The organism is Modestobacter altitudinis, from assembly GCF_005930475.1.
GTDB lineage: Bacteria > Actinomycetota > Actinomycetes > Mycobacteriales > Geodermatophilaceae > Modestobacter > Modestobacter altitudinis.
In genome coordinates this window covers 1-16,274 of record NZ_SJEW01000041.1, presented here as the reverse complement: position 1 = coordinate 16,274, position 16,274 = coordinate 1, and the positions used below count along the sequence as shown (strand labels likewise).

Genomic DNA, 16,274 nt, shown 5'->3' with positions numbered 1-16,274 from the left:
GGACGATAGCGAGCGCCGGGGGCCGGGGTGCGCTCACCGCGCCCGGACCAGCAGCGGCTGGGCCACCTCGCCGAGGGTGCCGCCGGGGTCGGACAGCACGCCGGAGCACAGCCCCAGCCCGTCCTCGGCCAGCTGGGTGCGGCAGTCCAGGTGCACCCACTCGCCGACCGGTTCGCGCAGCAGCGTGGTCGCCATCCCCGGCGGGATGGACAGCCACCGGTCCAGCGGCAGCTCGGCGGACAGGCCGTTGGCCGCGTCGGCGGCGACCAGCGTGCGTGCCAGCGGGGTGATCGGCTGGCCGGCCACCAGCGGGATGCGCACCCGGGTCCACACCGCCGCCGGACCGGGCCGGTCGGCGGAGCCGGCGGTGTACCGCCAGTCCAGCGCCTGCCCGTACCCCCAGTCGGCCAGGTGCGGCAGGAAGACCGAGTCGCGCTCGGGCACCGGCGGCGGGAGGACGGCGGGCGTGCGCGCGGGCGGGGTGGGGCCGGTGGCCAGGTACCAGACCCGGGCGACGGCGACGGCGCGCCCGTCGACGGTCATCCGGGCCTCGCTCAGCGAGATCCGCCGCCCGGGCCGGACCACGGAGACCTCCACGGTCAGCTCCCGGCGCGGGATGGCGCCGAGGAAGTCCACCGACACCCGGGCGGCGCGCTGGTCAGGCTCGGCGGAGGCCCCGGCCAGGTGGGCCAGCAGCGCCGACGGTGGGCCGCCGTGCTGGGACTCCGCGTCCCAGGGGCTCTCGGTGGCCTTGGTGGGGGCGAACCGGCCCTCGCCCAGCGGCAGGTAGAAGGCCTCGGCGATCTCGGTCACGACGTCGTCCTCGGTCGGTCGGGGGTGTCCACGGTGGCCAGCACGCGCCCGAGCAGGGCGTGCAGGGTGTCCGCCTCCTCGGCGGTGAGGCCCATCGTCTCCGGGCGGCCGAGCTCGGCGAGCACCGGACCGGCATCGGCCAGCACCCGCCGGCCGGCCGCGGTGAGCCGGACGTCGATGCGTTGGCCGCGCCGCGCGCCCGACGGCCGCTCCACCCAGCCGGCGTCGACCAGGCCGGCCAGCAGCGCGCTCATGCTCTGCGGCGTCACGTCCAGCCGGCGGGCGAGCTCGGCGGAGGTGAGCGCGGGTTCGCGGGCGAGGTGCACCAGCACGGAGAGGGTGTGCGGCCGCAGGCCCACGGTGGCCAGCCGGCGGGTGAAGGCGGCGGTCATGGCGGCACCGGCGCGGGCCAGGGCGTAGGCCGGGATGCTCTCAGGACCCGCGGCGACCCAGCCGGGCACCGCCGGTCCCCGGTCGCATCCACCAGCTGGCTGCTCCACGAAGGGACACCGTAGGTTGTCGGCAGAGCATCAGTCTCCTGATGCTCGCTCGCGAGGGGGAGACGATGGGCCGACTGACCGACTGGGTGCTCGCCCACCGACGCCTGGTGGTGCTGGCCTGGCTGGCCGTGGCGCTGACCGGCGGGGCGTTCGCCCCGACGACGATCGACCGGCTCGGCTTCGACTTCTCCACCCCCGGCCAGCTCGCCTACGAGGCCAACGAGGCGATCACCGGGCAGTTCGGCAACGGCGGCGGCAACGACCCGCTGCTGGTCACCGTCGCGCTGCCCGAGGGCAGCACCGTCGAGGGCGCCCGACCGGAGCTCTCCGCGGTGTTCGACCGGTTCCGCCAGCCGGGCTGGCGGGTCGCCACGCCGTTCGACGGGACCCCCGGTGCCGAGGCGCTCGGCGCGGGGGAGGACCGCAGTGCCGTCGCGCTGGTCTGGCCGCCCGCGGTCGAGGGCCCGGCGCCCTACGTCGCCGCCCTGCCCCAGCTGGAGGGTGCGCTGTCCGGCGCCACCGTCGCGGGCGCCGCCCCGGTCGTCACCGGCACGACGGTGCTCGCCGAGGGCGGTGGCGACGAGCGGCCGATCATCGTCGAGATCGCCTTCGGCGCCGGCGGTGCGGTCGTCGTCCTGGTGCTGGTGTTCGGCTCGCTGCTGGCGCTGGTACCGCTGCTGGTCGCCGCCGTGGCGATCACCACCACGTTCCTGCTGGTGCTCGGGCTGACCGCGCTCACCGACGTCAGCTTCATCGTCCAGTACCTGGTCGGGCTGATCGGGCTGGGCGTGGCCATCGACTACTCGCTGCTGGTGGTGATGCGCTGGCGGGAGGAGCGGGCCGCCGGCGCCGACGACCGCACCGCCGTCCGGACGGCGATGACCACGGCCGGCCGCGCGGTGGTCTTCAGCGGCGTCACGGTCGCCGTCTCGCTGCTGTCGCTGGTGGTGCTCCCGCTGCCGTTCCTGCGCACCGTCGGCTTCGGGGGGCTGCTCATCCCACTGGTCAGCGTGCTGGTCGCGCTCACCCTGCTGCCGGTGGTGCTGTTCTCGGTCGGGCGCCGGCTGGAGTGGCCGCGCCGCCGGCCGCCGAGCGCGGAGAGCCGCACCTGGCACCGGATCGGGACGACGGTCGTCCGGCACCGCTGGGTCTCCGCGCTGCTGGCCACCGTCGTGCTGCTGCTGCTCGCCCTGCCGGTGCTCGGCATCCGGCTGGGCAGCCCGGAGGTGTCGGCCACCGCCACCGGGTCGACCCCGGCCGCGGCCGCGTTCCGGCAGCTCACCGCCGACGGGCTGCCCGCCGGGGCGGCTCGCCCGGTCGAGGTGCTCACCGCCGACCGGGCCGCCGCGGTGCAGACGTTGTCCGCGGTCGAGGGCGTCGCCGGCGTGCTGGCGCCGGCGGGGGAGACCTGGGAGGCCGACGGCACCGGGCTGGTCGACGTCGTCCTCGCCGACGACCCGTCGTCCACCGCCGGCCGGGACGCGCTGACCGCGGTCCGCGACGCGGCCGCCGGCCTGGACGGCGCCCGGGTGGGCGGCACCGCGGCCGGGGACGCGGACTCGGTGCGCGCGATCTACGGCAACGCCTGGTGGGTGCTGCCGCTGGTCTGCCTGATCACCTTCGCGCTGCTGGCGCGGGCCCTGCACTCGGTCTGGCTGCCGGTCAAGGCGCTGCTGCTCAACGTCGTCTCGATCGCCGCCGCGTACGGCATCACGGTGTGGATCTGGCAGGAGGGGCACCTGACCGAGGCGCTGTTCGGCGCGACGGCCACCGGCACGATCACCTTCTGGGTGCCGGTCGCGGCCTTCTCGTTCCTGTTCGGGCTGTCGATGGACTACGAGGTGTTCATCCTCAGCCGGATCCAGGAGGGCCACGACCAGGGCATGGGCACCGACGCGGCGACCGTGCACGGCGTGGCGTACACCGGCCGGCTGGTGACCTCCGCGGCGCTGATCCTCTTCCTCGCCTTCGTCGCGCTGTCGACGGTGCCGGTGGTGGACGTGAAGATCTTCGCCACCACGCTGGCCATCGGCATCCTGCTGGACGCCACGGTGGTCCGCGGCGTGCTCACCCCGGCGCTGGTGGCGGCGCTGGGCCGGGTCAACTGGTGGTGGCCTGCGCGGCTCTCTCGCGGGCGCTGAGCTCGCGCTTGAGCACCTTGCCGGCCGGGGACACCGGCAGCGCGTCGACGAAGACGACGTCGCGCAGCCGCTTGTACGGCGTCACCTGCTCGTTGATCGTCGCCATCACCCCCTGCGCGGTCAGCGCCCTGCCGGCGTCGTCCGGGCGGCGGACCACGTAGGCCACCGGCAGCTCGCCGGCCTCCGGGTCGGGTCGGCCGACCACCGCGGCCGCCACCACGCCGGGCGTGGCGAACAGCAGCTCCTCCAGCTCGCGGGGGAACACGTTGTAGCCCTTGTAGAGCAGCATGTCCTTGGTCCGGTCCACGATCGACAGGTAGCCGTCGGCGTCCAGCACCCCGATGTCACCGCTGTGGAACCAGCCGTCGGCGTCGATCGCCTCCGCCGTGGCGTCGGGGCGCCCGGCGTAGCCGCGCATCACCTGCGGGCCGCGGATGCACACCTCGCCGCGTTCCCCGACCGGCAGCGGGTCGCCCCCGCCCAGCGGGCGGATGCTGATCTCGGTGTCGGGCAGCGGGACGCCGACCGTGCCGGCCTTGCGCACGCCGCTGGTGTGCGGGGGGTTCCCGGTGGCCTGCATGGTGACCTCGGTGAGGCCGTACCCCTCGCCGATCACGGCGCCCGGCACCAGCGCGCTCAGCCGCTCGATGAGCGGCACCGGCAGCGGAGCCGCGCCGCTGGAGATGTCGCGCACGCTGGACAGGTCGGCGTCGGCGATGCCCGGGACCTGGAGCAGCGCGACGAAGACCGGCGGTGCTCCGCCGATGCGCGTCACCCGGAACCGGACCGCGTCGGCCACGTAGCGCGCCGGGTCGAAGCGGTCGTGGAGGATGACGGTCGCCCCGACCATCACCTGGCCGTTGAGGTAGCCGATGACGCCCATCGCGTGGAACCACGGGGTGAGGTTGATCAACCGCGCGCCGCCCAGCCGGATGGGGTGTTCCGTCTCGCTGCCCACCTGGTCGAGCGTCACGTCGCCCTCGTGGTCGAGCACCGGGACCGAGCCGCTGCTCAAGCACGACGACTGCAGCACGTTGGCGACCACGGCCCGGTGCGGCAGCTCCACGCCCTTGCTCACCCCGGTCGTGCCACCGGTGTACGCCAGGTGGGCCAGGTCGGTGACCGGATCGAGGGCGGCGTCCCGGTGCGCGTCGGTGGGGTCGGCGGCCAGCAGGTCGGCGAGGGAGACCGCGCCGGGGAGCCCGTCGAGGTCCACCGGCGCCTGCGGGTCGGCGATCTGCTGCGGCCCGGTGACGACGACGGTCTGCACCCCGGTCCCGGCCAGCGCGGCCCGCACCACCGGCAGCACCGGCTCCCAGGTGACCAGCGCGCGGGCGCCGGTGTCGGCGAGCTGGTGCGCCAGCCCGGCCGGCGGCAGCAGCGGGTTGGTGGGGGAGAAGACGGCGCCGGCCAGCAGGACGCCGTAGTAGACCGCCGGGTACTGCAGGCAGTTGGGCAGGTGGACCGCGACGACGTCCCCCCGGCCGATGCCCCGCTCGGCCAGCCCGGCGGCGACCGCGTGCGCGCGGCGGCCGAGCTCGGTGAAGGAGAGCTCCACGTCGTGGTGCACGAACGCCGTCCGGTCGCCCCAGCGGCGCACCGCGGCCCGCAGCACCGAGCCGACCGGCACCAGCGGGTACTCCAGCGAGCGCGGCAGCCCCGGCGGCCAGGTCGTCGGCGCCGTCGTCCTGATGGGGTCCTGCGTTGCCGTCATCCGTCGTCCTCCCGGCAGCGTCGTTGCTGGACCTCAGAGTGGCCCACGTCACCCGCTGAGTCGACACCGACCCCGTGCGTCAGGATGGCCCGATGAGCGAGCAGCGCACGGCCCTGGTCCTGGGAGGCGGCGGCATCACCGGCATCGCCTGGGAGATCGGCGTCCTGGCCGGTCTGGCCGACGCCGGGGTCGACCTGAGCAGCGCGGACCTGGTGATCGGCACCTCGGCCGGGTCGGTCGTCGGCGCCCAGCTGCGCAGCGGGGTCGACCTGGCCACGCTGTACGAGCGGCAGCTGGAGCCGGCCGGCACCGAGCAGGTCGCCCGGCTCGGCCGGGGCACGCTCGCCCGGTACGGCATGGCGATGCTGCTCGCCCGCCGCGACGACACCGCCTTCCGCCGCCGGGTCGGCGCGGTCGCGCGTGCCGCCGCCGACAGCGGGCGCACCCCTCCCGAGGCGGAGCGCCGGGCCGCGATCGCCTCCCGGCTGCCGGACCCCGAGTGGTCCGACCGGCCGCTGCTGGTCACCGCGGTCGACGCCGGGAGCGGGGAGTTCACCACGTTCACCCGGGAGTCCGGCGTGGAGCTGGTGGCCGCGGTCGGCGCCAGCTGCGCCGTGCCCGGCGTCTACCCACCGGTCACCATCGCCGGGCGCCGCTACATGGACGGCGGGATGCGGTCGCCGGCCAACGCCGACCTGGCCGCCGCCTCCGACCGGATCGTGGTGATCGCGCCGCTGCCGCGCGGCATCGGTCCGATGACCAGCGTCGACGCGCAGGTCACCGGGCTGGTCAGCCGGGTGGCCGTGGTCAGCCCGGACCAGGCCAGCCTGTCCGCGATCGGGAAGAACGTGCTCGACCCGGCCGCCCGTCCGCCGTCTGCCCGGGCCGGCCGGGCGCAGGCTGCCGCCGTGGCCGCCCGGGTCGCCGAGGTCTGGCAGGGCTGATCGGAGTCCCAGCGCTCGGTTCCCGATGCGCTGGGACTCCACTCGACGAGGAGGACGCGAGATGACGGAACCGGTGCTCACCGAGGTGGCCGACGGGGTCGGCGTGCTGACCCTGAACCGGCCGGCGGCGAGGAACGCGGTCGACCTGGCGACCACCGAGGCGCTGGCCGCCGCGCTGGACGACCTCGAGGCCCGGGACGACGTCGCCGTCCTGGTGCTCACCGGCGCCGGGGGCACGTTCTGCGCCGGGATGGACCTCAAGGCCTTCGCCCGCGGCGAGCGTCCGCGGATCGAGGGTCGCGGGTTCGCCGGGCTCACCGAGGCGCCGCCGGCCAAGCCGCTGATCGCCGCCGTCGAGGGCTGGGCGCTCGCCGGGGGCTGCGAGCTGGCGTTGAGCGCGGACCTGATCGTCGCCGCCCGCGACGCCCGGTTCGGCATCCCGGAGGTCAAGCGCGGGCTGTTCGCGGCCGGCGGCGGGGTGCTGCGGCTGGCCAAGGCACTGCCCTACCAGCGGGCGATGGAGATGGCGCTCACCGGGGACCCGCTGCCGGCGGAGGAGGCGCACCGGTTCGGGCTGGTCAACGTGCTCACCGAGCCCGGCGGCGCGCTGGCCGGCGCCCGCCAGCTGGCCAGCCGGGTCGCCGCGAACGGACCGCTGGCGGTGCGGGCCAGCAAGGCCCTGATCGCTGCCTCGGTGGCCTGGACCGACCGTGCGGCACTGGACGCGCAGCAGGCGCTGGCCGACCAGGTGTTCGCCTCCGCCGACGCCCTCGAGGGCGCCCGGGCCTTCGCGGAGAAGCGCACTCCCGTCTGGCGGGGCGTCTGATCCGCGTCGAGTGACAGCTCAACGTGGACGGGAGGCCCGTCCGTCCACGCGGAGCTGTCACTCGGCGAGCGCCGCGGAGATCCGGGCCAGCAGCGCGCCGGGGGAGCGCAGGTCGGCGGCGGTCACGAACAGCACCCGCCACCCGGCTGCCTGCAGCGCCTCGATCCGCCGCCGGTCCTCGCCGATGCGCGTGGTGTGCCAGGCGCCCTCGTACTCCAACCCGACCCGGCGCTCGGGCCACGCGAAGTCGAGCCGGGCCACGAACCGGCCCTGCTGCCGGACGACGTGCTGGGGTACCGGCGTCGGCAGGGGCGAGCGGTGCAGCAGCAGTCGCAGCCGGGTCTCCTGTGGTGAGGCGGCCAGCCCGTCGGCGAGCGCGGCCGCCTGCCGGGCTCGGCGGCAGCCCCGACCGGTGAGCTCGGCCGCGTCCATCCGCAGCGTCGTCAGCGTGGTGAGCTTCGCCGCGACGAAGCGGTCCAGCAGGACGACGCCGTCGTCGAGCGGGAGCCGCGCGGCCAGCTCCAGCGCGGTGGTGGCCGGCGCGGTCGCCCGCACCCCTGTCACGGGGCGAAGGCAGTCGCCGGGCAGCACCCGCCGGCGGACCAGCACCCCGGGCGCTGCGCCGCGGTGAGCGCCGGGCGGCACGGTCAGCTCCACGTCGTCCGCGGGGCCGGCGAGGTCGTCCAGCCCCCAGAGGACGGCGGCGCTCGCCCCGGAGACGACGGCGTGCGGCAGCAGCAGCCGGGCCGCGGTCCGGGCGCGCAGCAGGTGGGTGACCTCGAGGGCGGAGTCGGCGTAGACGTCGGGGAAGAGCCGTTGCCAGCCGGGTCCGCGCAGCTGGTTCGCGGTCAGCCACCCCCGGCGGACGGCGGTGCTGCCGCGGAACACCCGGCCGCGGAGCTGCTCAGGACGGCGCACCGGGGGCACCGCGACACTCTGGCGGCTCCGGCACTGTCGCTGCTGGCGCCGTCCACAGGCCGCCGAATGGCAGCTGAGCGTGGTCGCAGCTGCCCGCCGACCACGCTGAGCTGTCAGTCGACGGTCAGACCGCTGGGTCGGAGACCAGGGCGCCGGCCGAGTGCAGGGTGCGCAGCTCGGTCTTGAGCACCTTGCCGCTCGGGTTGCGCGGCAGCGCGTCGCTGATCGACCACTCCCGCGGGCACTTGTAGTGCGCCAGCCGCTCCCGGCACCAGGCGGTCAGCTCGGCCGGCGTCGGGGGCGCGGCGGGGTCGCGCGGGGTGACGACGGCCAGCGGCGCCTCGCCGTAGCGGGTGTCCGGCACGCCGATCAGCGCGACCTCCGCAACGCCGGGGTGGGCGGCCAGCACGTCCTCGACCTCGGCGCAGTACACGTTCTCACCGCCGGTGATGATCATGTCCTTCTTGCGGTCGACGACGTAGAAGTAGCCCTCGGGGTCCTGTCGCACCAGGTCCCCGGAGTGGAACCAGCCCCCGGCGAAGGCCTCCTCGGTCGCCTCGGGCTTGCCCCAGTACTCCGTCATGACCATCGGCGAGCGGTAGACGATCTCACCCACCTCGCCCCGCGGGACGTCGTCCATCGCGTCGTCGACCACCCGGACCTCGACGTTGAGCATCGGGGTGCCGACCGAGCCGATCTTGCGCACCGAGTCCTCGCCGCGCAGCAGGCAGGTGACCGGTGAGCACTCGGTCTGGCCGAACGCGGAGACCACCTCGGCCTGCGGGAAGGTGGCCATCATCGTGCGCAGCAGCGTCGTCGACGCCGGTGCGGCTCCCCAGACGATCCGGCGCAGCGGGGACAGGTCTCGGTCGGCGATCCCGGGGACGGCGCAGATGGCCTGCCACTGCGCGGGCACGAAGAAGGCGTTGGAGACCCGCTCCCGCTCGAGTTCGTCGACCGTCGCCACCGGGTCGAACGCGCCGGACCGGGTGAGCACGAACGTGCCTCCGACAGTCAGCGTCGTGACCATCCCGGAGACCGCGGCGATGTGGAACAGCGGCGCCCCGCTCAGGCCCACCCGGTCGTCGGGGGCCACGCCCAGGTGAGTCACCTGGCTCAACGTGTGGACCAACAGGTTGCGGTGCGACAGCACCGCGCCCTTCGGCTTGCCCGTCGTCCCGGAGGTGTACATCAGGAACACCGGGTCGTCATCGTCGACCGCGTGGTCTACCTGGGCAGGCGAGGCGGCGGCCAGCGACTCCTCGTACTCCGGGCCGACGGTCAGCACGATCTGCAGTTCGGGCGCGGCGTCCCGGGCCTTCGCCGCGGTGTCGGCCAGCACCGGGTCGACGACGAGCGCCGCCGCGCCGCTGTCGGAGAGCGCGTAGCCGACCTCGTCGGCGACCAGCCGGAAGTTCAACGGGACGGCGATCGCGCCGAGCCGGGCCGCGGCCAGGAACGTCTCGACGCCCTCCAACCCGTTGAGGGTCAGCACCGCCACCCGGTCACCGCGCCGCACACCGCGCTCGACCAGCGCTGCGGTCAGCCGGGTCACCCGTTCGTCGAGCTCGGCACAGCTGCGGCCGGTCCCGGCGAACCGCAGCGCGGTCGCGTCGGGGGTCGACCGGGCATGCCGGGCCACCTGGTCGGCGATCGTCATGCCGCGCCACCGGGCGGTGCGCTGGTCGGTCATGGGACTCCCCCCGACACTTCATGTGACCTGGGTCATGCTGTTCGTGACGGCCCGACCGGTCAACGGGTTCCGCCGAGGAGAGGCGCACGCATGGACTTCGACGACACCCCCGACGAGGCGGCCTTTCGCGCCCGGGTGCGTGCCCTGCTGGAGGAGCACGCCGCGGAGCTGGTGCACCTGGACGCCGGGGAGGAGGCCGCCGACGCGGGCGAGCAGGAGCAGGCGCTGCGCCGCACCCAGCGGGTGCTCGCCGACGCCGGCCTGGTCGGGGTCAGCTGGGCCAGGGAGCACGGCGGGCAGAGCGGCACCCTGGCCCAGCAGGCCATCGTCAACCAGGAGCTGGCCCGTGCGCGGGTGCCCACGCTGATCAACCACATCGGCCTGGGCATGTGCGGGCCGACGGTGGTCGCGCACGGCACCCCCGAGCAGCACGAGCGGTACCTCGCCCGGCTGCTGCGCGCCGAGGACGTCTGGTGCCAGCTGTTCAGCGAGCCGGGGTCCGGCTCCGACCTCGCCGCGCTGCGCACCACCGCCGTCCGGCACGGCGACGAGTGGGTGGTCAACGGCCAGAAGGTGTGGACGACGCTGGCCCACGTCGCCGACCACGGCATCCTGCTCACCCGCACCGACGCCGACCGGCCCAAGCACGCCGGGCTGACCATGTTCATCGTCGACATGCACGCCCCCGGCGTCACCGTGCGGCCGCTCAAGCAGCTCGGGGGCCAGTCGGACTTCAACGAGGTCTTCTTCGACGACGTGCACGTCCCGGACAGCGACCGGCTCGGCGAGCCGGGGGAGGGCTGGCGGGTCGCGCTGACCACGCTGCTCAACGAGCGGGTCGCCGTCGGTGGCGGCGGCAACGACCTGGGCCTGTCGGTCGAGTCCCTCGCCGCGCTGGCCGCCGAGCGGGTGCCGCAGCTGAGCGCCGAGCGGCAGGTGCTGGCCCGGCAGGCGCTCGGCCGGGCCGCGGTCGCCGCGCTGGCCAACCGGTACACCGGCTACCGGCGCTACACCGCGATCAGCAAGGGCGGCCTGCCAGGACCCGAGGCAAGCGCCGGCAAGCTGGCCGGCACCACCGCCGCGAAGCTCGTCGCCGACGCCGGGGTGCGGCTGCTCGGCGACGACGCCGTCTACGGCCGCGGACCCGACGGCGACGATGGCCGCTGGCAGCGCAACCAGGCGTGGCTGCCCGGCATCGCCATCGCCGGCGGCACCAACGAGGTGCTGCGCAACATCATCGGTGAACGCGTGCTGGGGCTGCCGCCGGAGCCGCGGGAGGACAAGACCGCGCCGTTCGACGGAGTTCGTAGGTGAACTCCGTGGAGGGGGTCCGGTCATGAACTTCGAGTTGGACGACGACCAGCGGGCCGCGGCCGCCGGCGCCCGCGACTTCTTCACCGGCTCGGCATCGGCCGCCGACGCCCGCCGCGCGCTGGACGGCGGCCCGGTCACCCCCGGCCGCAAGGCCTTGGCCGACATCGGCTTCCTGGGCATCACGGTGCCGGAGGACGCCGGTGGTGCGGGCAGCAACGTGCTGGACCTGGCCGTCGTCGCCGAGCAGGCCGGAGCGGTGCTCGCCGGTCCGTCGCTGGTGACCGCCGCCCGCGCCGCCGTCCTGCTCGCCGACCACCCGGACCTCCTCGCGGCGCTGGCAGACGGTTCCACCGGCTACGCGGTGCTCGACGGGGCGGCGCCCTCCATCGACGCTGCCGCGGCCGACACCTTCCTGGCCCTGGAGGACGGTGCGTTGGTGCTCGGGTCCGGCGAGGTCACCGCCGGCACGCCGATGGACGCCACTCGCGGGCTGGCCTCGGTCCGGCTCACCTCGCGCAGGGTGCTGGCCGAGGGCGCCCAGGCGCTGTGGGCCCGGGCACGGGACGTCGCCCTGGTGGCCCTGGCCGCCGAGGACCTCGGCGCAGCCGGCCGGGCCGTGCAGCTGGGCGTCGAGTACGCGGGGGTCCGCACGGCGTTCGGCCGGCAGATCGGCTCCTACCAGGCGGTCAAGCACGCCCTCGTCGACGCCTGGGTCGGGGTCGAGCAGCTGCGCTCGCTGGTCTGGTGGGCGGCATGGGCTGCCGACTCCGCACCGGACGAGCTGCCGCTGGCCGCCGCGTCGGCGAAGGCGTTCGCGGCCGAGACGCTGGAGCGGGCCGCCGAGACCTGCATCCAGGTGCACGGCGGGATCGGGTTCACCTGGGAGCACGACGCGCACCTGTACTGGCGGCGGGCGAAGGTCGACCGATTCCTGCTCGGCGACGAGGCCGAGCACCTCGACACCGTGGCGGGGCTCGTGCTCGCCGGGGCGCTGAGCCGGTGAGCTGGACCCAGGTCCGCTACGAGGTCGCCGACGGGATCGGCACGCTGACCCTGCACCGACCCGACCGGCTCAACGCCTTCACCGCGGAGATGGCCCGGGAGCTCGCCGAGGTCTGCGGACAGGTGGACGCCGACGACGCCGTCCGGGTGCTGGTGGTGACCGGCGCCGGCCGGGCGTTCTGCGCCGGGGCCGATCTCTCCGGCGGATCGACGTTCGACCCGGACCGTCCCGACCGGCCGACCGCGCCCGAGACCATCGGCGGGGTGCCCCGCGACTGGGGCGGGGTTGCCTCGCTGCCGTTCGCGGCGCTGCGCAAGCCGGTGATCGCCGCGGTGAACGGCCCGGCGGTCGGCATCGGGGCGACGTTGACGCTCCCGATGGACGTCCGGATCGCCGCCGAGTCGGCCCGGTTCGGGTTCGTCTTGACCCGGCGCGGGATCGTCCAGGAGGCGGCGTCGAGCTGGTTCCTGCCGCGGGTGGTGGGGATCAGCCAGGCGATGGAGTGGGTCGCCACCGGGCGGGTCCTCGACGCGGCGGAGGCGCTCTGCGGGCGGCTGGTGTCCCGCGTGGTGCCGGACGACGAGCTGCTGCCGACGGCCTACGCGCTGGCGCGGGAGATCGCCGACCACACCTCCGGGTCGGCTGTCGCCGCCGCCCGGCAGCTGATGTGGTCGATGCTCGGCGCCGCGTCGCCGTGGGACGCGCACCGCGCCGAGTCCGCCGCGCTGGCCGCCCTGGGCGCGGGGGAGGACGCCGCGGAAGGGGTCCGGTCGTTCCTGGAGAAGCGCCCCGCGCGGTTCCGGGCGCCGGTGACCGAGGTCCCCGGCGTCCCGCCCTGGCCGGGCAGGCCGGACGACCTGCGCTGAGCCGGCTGCCTGCGCGCGCAGGCAGCCGGCTGCCCACAGCCGGCACCCAGCTGTTGCTCAGCCGACTGCGCTGGGTCACCGACCCGCGAGGCCAGACCTCCGTTCACCAGGTGTTCGGCCGCCGGCCGTCGTCGGAGGGCCTTCGGGGGGTTGAGATCGCCTCGGGCCGACGGCGAGGGTCGTCGTCCGGGCCCGTGGGGGAACCGTGCACACCGTCCTCCGGCCGCGTGCGGCCGCCACCGTCCTCGTCCTGCTGCTGTCACTGCTCGTGCCGGGGTCGCTGGCCGCGACCGCCTCCGCGTCGTCCGGGCAGGACGAGGAGCGGCTGCTGGTGATCGGCCACCGGGGGGCGTCGGGCTACCGGCCCGAGCACACCCTCGCCTCCTACGCGCTCGCCGCCCGGATGGGGGCGGACTACATCGAGTGCGACGTGGTGAGCACCTCCGACGGCGAGCTGGTGTGCCGGCACGAGAACGAGATCTCCGGGACGACCGACGTCGCCGACCACCCGGAGTTCGCCGACCGGCGCACGACCAAGACCGTGGACGGCGTCGAGCTGACCGGCTGGTTCACCGAGGACTTCACGCTGGCCGAGCTGGAGACGCTGCGCGCCGTCGAGCGGCTGCCCGAGGTGCGGCAGGAGAACACCCTCTACGACGGGCTGTTCCAGATCCCCACCGTCGACGAGTACCTGGAGCTGCGGGCGCAGCTCAGCGACGAGCTCGACCGGGAGGTCGGGGCCTACATCGAGACCAAGCACCCCACCTACTTCGAGTCGGTGGGCCTGCCGCTGGAGGGAGCGCTGCTGGCCGACCTGCGCCAGGCGGACCTGACCCACCGCGGTGACCCGGTCTTCCTGCAGTCGTTCGAGACGACGAACCTGCGCGTGCTGGACGCCGCCGGGGTGCAGCTGCCGCTCGTCCAGCTCCTCGGCGCCACGGGCGCGCCGGCCGACCTGGTCGCCGCCGGTGACCCGCGCACCTACGCCGACCTGTCCACCGCCGCCGGCCTGGCCTGGGTGGCCGGCTACGCCGACGGCGTCGGCCCGGACAAGACCCAGGTGATCCCCACTGCCCCCGACGGGACGCTGGGGCAGCCGACGTCCTTCGTCGCGGACGCCCACGCGGTCGGTCTGCTGGTGCACCCCTACACGTTCCGCAACGAGAACACCTTCCTGCCGCCGGCGCTGCAGAAGGGGGACGACCCGGCCGACTACGGCGACGCGATCACCGAGCAGCTGCGCTTCTGGGAGGCCGGTGTCGACGGGCTGTTCACCGACAACCCGGACACCGGTGTGCTCACCCGCGACCTGTTCCTCACCGAGGACGCCGACGTCGCCGCCTGACCCGCTCGGGCCCTCCGCGCCGGGGAGCGCGGAGGGTCAGTCGGAGTCGGCGAGGTGGTGCAGGAGAGTCTCGCCGATGTCGCGCAGCGCCTCGACCTGCTCGGGGCTCAGCTGGTCGAACAGGTGCGTGCGCACGCTGTCCACGTGGACCGGCGCTGCCGCCTCGAGCGCGGTGAAGCCCGCGTCGGTGAGGACGGCGAGCTGCCCGCGGCCGTCCTCGGCGCAGACCTGGCGGCGCACCCAGCCGCGCTCCTCCAGCCGGGACACCGCGTGGGAGAGCCGGCTGCGGGAGGACAGGCAGCGGTCGGCGAGCTCGCTCATCCGCAGCGACCGGCCCTCGGTCTCCGACAGCTGGACCAGGATCTCGTAGTAGGCGTGCGAGATGCCGGTCTCCCGGACCAGCTCGCGGTCCAGCCGGTCCTCCAGCAGCATCCAGCCGTACATGGCGGCCCGCCAGGTGCGCTGCTCGTCGGCGTCCAGCCACCGGGTCGTCCCCTGCGCTCCCGACGACGACCGCGGGGCAGCACCACCCAGGGGCCCGGGACACGCGTCACTGCTCATGTCGGCGAGGGTACTAGCGGAATACTCAAGCCTTCAACTACGCTACGGCCCAGCGAAGCAGTCAAACGCTCAACCAGATGGAGGGTCACCATGACCAGCACCACCCAGATCCCCGGCTACGTCGTCGGCACATGGGACATCGACGCCTCGCACTCGACCGTCGGCTTCTCGGTCCGCCACATGATGGTCAGCAAGGTCCGTGGCTACTTCCGTGAGTTCTCCGGCGAGATCGTCACCGCCACCGACCCGGCGGCCTCCACCGTGCACGCCACCGTCGACATGGACTCGATCGACACCCGGCAGGAGCAGCGGGACGCGCACATCAAGTCCGCTGACTTCTTCGACGTCGGCAACCACACCGTCATGGAGTTCCGCTCGACCGCCGTGCGCGCCCACGGCGAGGACTGGGTCGTCGAGGGCAACCTGACGATCAAGGGCATCACCAAGCCGGTCACCCTGGCCCTGGAGCTCAACGGCTTCGGCCCGGACGCCTACGGCGGCACGCGCGCCGGCTTCTCCGGCAAGACCGACATCTCCCGCAAGGAGTTCGGCGTGGACATCGACATGCCGATGGACGGCGGCGGCGTCGTGGTCGGCGACAAGATCTCCGTCGAGCTCGAGATCGAGGCCGTGCTCCGCGCGGCGTAACAGCCCGCTCAGCCCAGCAGAGCCCCCGCCCTCCTCGGGTGGGGGCTCTGCTGCGTCCGGGGTCCTCAGCGCGGGGGGAGCCGCTGGTGGCCGGTCAGCCGCCGGCCCTCGGCGAGCAGCGCCGCGAAGCGGTCGGCCGGCAGCGGTGGGGAGAGGTGGTGCCCCTGCCCGTACTCGCAGCCCACGGCGCGCACCCGCGCCAGCTGTTCCGGTGTCTCGATGCCCTCGGCGAGCACCCGCATGTCGAGGGCGGTCCCGAGCGCGGTGACCGCGGCGAGCACCGCGTCGGGCGCGGCCGAGCGCGCCGGCAGCGGCCCGGCCACCAGGGTGCGGTCGACCTTCAGCACGTCGGCCGGCAGCGAGGCCACCGCGGACAGCGAGCTGTACCCGCTGCCGAAGTCGTCGATCGCCAGCCGCACGCCCTGCGAGCGGAGCGCCGCGAACTGCTCCGCGGCGCGGTCGGAGTCGCGGGCGAGCGCGGTCTCGGTCAGCTCCAGCACCAGCCGCCGGGGTGGGACCCCGGTCCGCGCGACCGTCCCGAGGACGTCGTCCACGAGTGTGCCGGTCGACAGGTGCACCGCGCTGATGTTGACCGCGATGACCAGCTCGAGCCCGGCCCCGGCCCAGGCCGCTGCCTGGCTGAGCGTGGTCTCCAGCAGCCACCGGGTGACCGGCACGATCAGCCCGTCCTCCTCGGCGACCGGGATGAACTCCTCCGGCCCGACCAGGCCCCGCTGGGGGTGCTGCCACCGCAGCAACGCCTCGCAGCCGCGGACGTCCCCGGTGGCCAGGTGCACCACCGGCTGCCAGTGCACCACCAGCTGGTCGAGCGCGGCCGCGTCGCGCAACCGGCTGGCGATCTGCCACCGGTCCTCCAGCGTCGCGCGCAGGGCCGGGGTGAAGACCAGGTGCTGGTTGCGCCCCTTGGCCTTGGCCGCGTACATCGCGGCATCGGCGTCGCGGAGCAGCTCGTCGGGGCGGGTGGGGA

General features: G+C 74.8%; 15 protein-coding genes. 8 read left to right on the top strand and 7 right to left on the bottom strand.

Annotation, left to right across the window (positions count from 1 at the left end; all coding sequences use genetic code 11):
• Positions 1 to 33: 33 nt before the first annotated feature.
• Together FHL79_RS15425 and FHL79_RS15420 are read right to left on the bottom strand one after the other, a co-directional pair.
• Positions 34 to 813: a thioesterase family protein gene (locus FHL79_RS15425; RefSeq protein ID WP_138759471.1), complete on the bottom strand. Its 780-nt coding sequence runs from the start codon at positions 811 to 813 to the stop codon at positions 34 to 36.
• Positions 810 to 1,274, bottom strand: coding sequence for a MarR family winged helix-turn-helix transcriptional regulator (locus tag FHL79_RS15420; RefSeq protein ID WP_138759470.1), 465 nt, complete (start codon positions 1,272 to 1,274; stop codon positions 810 to 812). Before FHL79_RS15420 ends, FHL79_RS15425 begins: the two co-directional genes overlap by 4 nt.
• A gap of 80 nt (positions 1,275 to 1,354) precedes the next feature.
• On the opposite strand from FHL79_RS15420, the gene FHL79_RS15415 reads away from it, so the two are divergent.
• Positions 1,355 to 3,454: an MMPL family transporter gene (locus tag FHL79_RS15415; protein WP_246080840.1), complete on the top strand. Its 2,100-nt coding sequence runs from the start codon at positions 1,355 to 1,357 to the stop codon at positions 3,452 to 3,454.
• Here the strand turns inward: FHL79_RS15415 and FHL79_RS15410 are convergent.
• Complete coding sequence (locus FHL79_RS15410) at positions 3,414 to 5,168, bottom strand: class I adenylate-forming enzyme family protein (RefSeq protein WP_138759469.1); 1,755 nt, start codon at positions 5,166 to 5,168, stop codon at positions 3,414 to 3,416. The genes FHL79_RS15415 and FHL79_RS15410 overlap by 41 nt on opposite strands.
• A gap of 92 nt (positions 5,169 to 5,260) precedes the next feature.
• Between FHL79_RS15410 and FHL79_RS15405 the strand changes: the two genes are divergently transcribed.
• Positions 5,261 to 6,112 (top strand): patatin-like phospholipase family protein, encoded by an 852-nt coding sequence (locus tag FHL79_RS15405; protein ID WP_138759468.1) that lies wholly within the window; start codon positions 5,261 to 5,263, stop codon positions 6,110 to 6,112.
• A 61-nt stretch (positions 6,113 to 6,173) separates the two neighbouring features.
• Positions 6,174 to 6,938, top strand: a complete 765-nt coding sequence (locus FHL79_RS15400) for a crotonase/enoyl-CoA hydratase family protein (RefSeq protein ID WP_138759467.1) — start codon at positions 6,174 to 6,176, stop codon at positions 6,936 to 6,938.
• 57 nt (positions 6,939 to 6,995) lie between these two features.
• On the opposite strand, the gene FHL79_RS15395 is transcribed toward FHL79_RS15400, so the two are convergent.
• Positions 6,996 to 7,856 carry an endonuclease domain-containing protein gene (locus tag FHL79_RS15395; RefSeq protein WP_246080838.1) on the bottom strand — a complete coding sequence of 287 codons (861 nt, stop codon included), beginning with the start codon at positions 7,854 to 7,856 and terminating at the stop codon, positions 6,996 to 6,998.
• Positions 7,857 to 7,980: 124 nt separating this feature from the next.
• Positions 7,981 to 9,549 (bottom strand): long-chain-fatty-acid--CoA ligase, encoded by a 1,569-nt coding sequence (locus tag FHL79_RS15390; protein WP_138759466.1) that lies wholly within the window; start codon positions 9,547 to 9,549, stop codon positions 7,981 to 7,983.
• A gap of 90 nt (positions 9,550 to 9,639) precedes the next feature.
• Here FHL79_RS15390 and FHL79_RS15385 point away from each other — a divergent pair, with 90 nt between their 5' ends.
• From FHL79_RS15385 to FHL79_RS15370, 4 genes are all read left to right on the top strand, one after another.
• Positions 9,640 to 10,863 carry an acyl-CoA dehydrogenase family protein gene (locus tag FHL79_RS15385; protein WP_138759465.1) on the top strand — a complete coding sequence of 408 codons (1,224 nt, stop codon included), beginning with the start codon at positions 9,640 to 9,642 and terminating at the stop codon, positions 10,861 to 10,863.
• Between the two features lie 22 nt (positions 10,864 to 10,885).
• Positions 10,886 to 11,866: an acyl-CoA dehydrogenase family protein gene (locus FHL79_RS15380; protein WP_138759464.1), complete on the top strand. Its 981-nt coding sequence runs from the start codon at positions 10,886 to 10,888 to the stop codon at positions 11,864 to 11,866.
• On the top strand, positions 11,863 to 12,732 hold the full coding sequence (locus tag FHL79_RS15375; protein WP_138759463.1) for an enoyl-CoA hydratase-related protein: 870 nt from the start codon (positions 11,863 to 11,865) through the stop codon (positions 12,730 to 12,732). Before FHL79_RS15380 ends, FHL79_RS15375 begins: the two co-directional genes overlap by 4 nt.
• A 205-nt stretch (positions 12,733 to 12,937) precedes the next feature.
• Positions 12,938 to 14,077: a glycerophosphodiester phosphodiesterase gene (locus FHL79_RS15370; RefSeq protein ID WP_138759462.1), complete on the top strand. Its 1,140-nt coding sequence runs from the start codon at positions 12,938 to 12,940 to the stop codon at positions 14,075 to 14,077.
• A gap of 36 nt (positions 14,078 to 14,113) precedes the next feature.
• On the opposite strand, the gene FHL79_RS15365 is transcribed toward FHL79_RS15370, so the two are convergent.
• A complete protein-coding gene (locus tag FHL79_RS15365; RefSeq protein WP_246080836.1) occupies positions 14,114 to 14,638 on the bottom strand; it encodes a MarR family winged helix-turn-helix transcriptional regulator in 525 nt (174 codons plus the stop codon).
• A 90-nt stretch (positions 14,639 to 14,728) separates the two neighbouring features.
• On the opposite strand from FHL79_RS15365, the gene FHL79_RS15360 reads away from it, so the two are divergent.
• Positions 14,729 to 15,286: a YceI family protein gene (locus FHL79_RS15360; RefSeq protein WP_138759461.1), complete on the top strand. Its 558-nt coding sequence runs from the start codon at positions 14,729 to 14,731 to the stop codon at positions 15,284 to 15,286.
• 65 nt (positions 15,287 to 15,351) lie between these two features.
• On the opposite strand, the gene FHL79_RS15355 is transcribed toward FHL79_RS15360, so the two are convergent.
• Positions 15,352 to 16,274 (bottom strand): putative bifunctional diguanylate cyclase/phosphodiesterase (locus tag FHL79_RS15355; RefSeq protein WP_138759460.1); only part of this gene is annotated, 923 nt, incomplete at its 5' end.